This window comes from Parafrankia sp. EUN1f, from assembly GCF_000177675.1.
Taxonomy (GTDB): Bacteria; Actinomycetota; Actinomycetes; order Frankiales; family Frankiaceae; genus Parafrankia.
Genome location: NZ_ADGX01000373.1, coordinates 1 through 1,023, shown reverse-complemented (window position 1 = coordinate 1,023; position 1,023 = coordinate 1). Strand labels below are relative to the sequence as shown.

1 pseudogene is annotated in these 1,023 nt (G+C 72.2%); it reads left to right on the top strand.

The features are described from left to right. Positions 1–1,023 (top strand): annotated as a pseudogene (locus tag FREUN1FDRAFT_RS40575) (hypothetical protein); the annotation flags it as partial.

Below are 1,023 nucleotides of genomic sequence, written 5' to 3'. Positions count from 1 at the left end.
CCAAGGCCACCCGCCGGCCCCCGGTCCTGGCGGTGCTGCCCGACGGGTCCTGGCTGACCCGGATCGCCGGCCTGCGGCTCCGGGTGATCGACGCCGCCGTCACGGTCACCGGCACCGACGGAACGGTCGTCACCGGCGGCTACCGGCTCCTGACCACCCTCCTCGATCACCGTGCCGACCCCGCGGACCGGCTGGTCCGTCTCTACCACGAGCGGTGGGAGATCGAATCGGCCTACTACGCCCTGCGTCACACCCTGCTCCACGGCCGTGTGCTGCGTTCGCACGACCGGCCCGGGCTGGAACAGGAACTCTGGGGACTCCTGGCCGTCTACCAGATCCTGCGGATGACCATCACCGACGCCGCCACGGCCGGCGGGCTGGACCCGGACCGCGTCAGCTTCACCATCGCGCTGGAAGCCGCCCGCGACACCCTCGCCACCGCCACCGCCATCCTGCCCGCCGTCGGGGGTGACGGCCGGGTCGACCTGACCGGGATCATCGGCCGGGCCGTGCTGGCCCACCCCCTCCCGGCCCGGCGAGCCCGTTACAGCACCCGCAAGGTCAAGTCCCCCCTCTCCCGCTACCACGCCCGGCCCGCCGGAGACGACCGGCCACTGGTCACCACCAGCATCGCGACCGTGACCACCGAGATCCACCCCCCAGCCACCCCCGCCACACCCGCGGCCAGCCACCGCAACCGGACACCACCCCGGCAAGCCACCCCGGCGCTCACCCGGCCCGCCGTGCCACCACCGGACACCGACCCGACAGCACCGGACCAGCCATCCCACCGCCCGGCACCCACCGCGACCGACGTCCTGGACCTCCTGCGCGGCGATCCTCACCGCGCCTGGCACAGCCGGGACATCGCCCGGATCCTCCACGTCACGAACATCAACAGCTTCCGCACCCGGATGTCGCAGTGGGCCCGCCAGGGGCTCCTCCACAAGACCGACCGAGCGACCTACACCCTGACCTCAAACACCCTTGACAGCAACCGAGATCACTTAACTACGCGGCCTT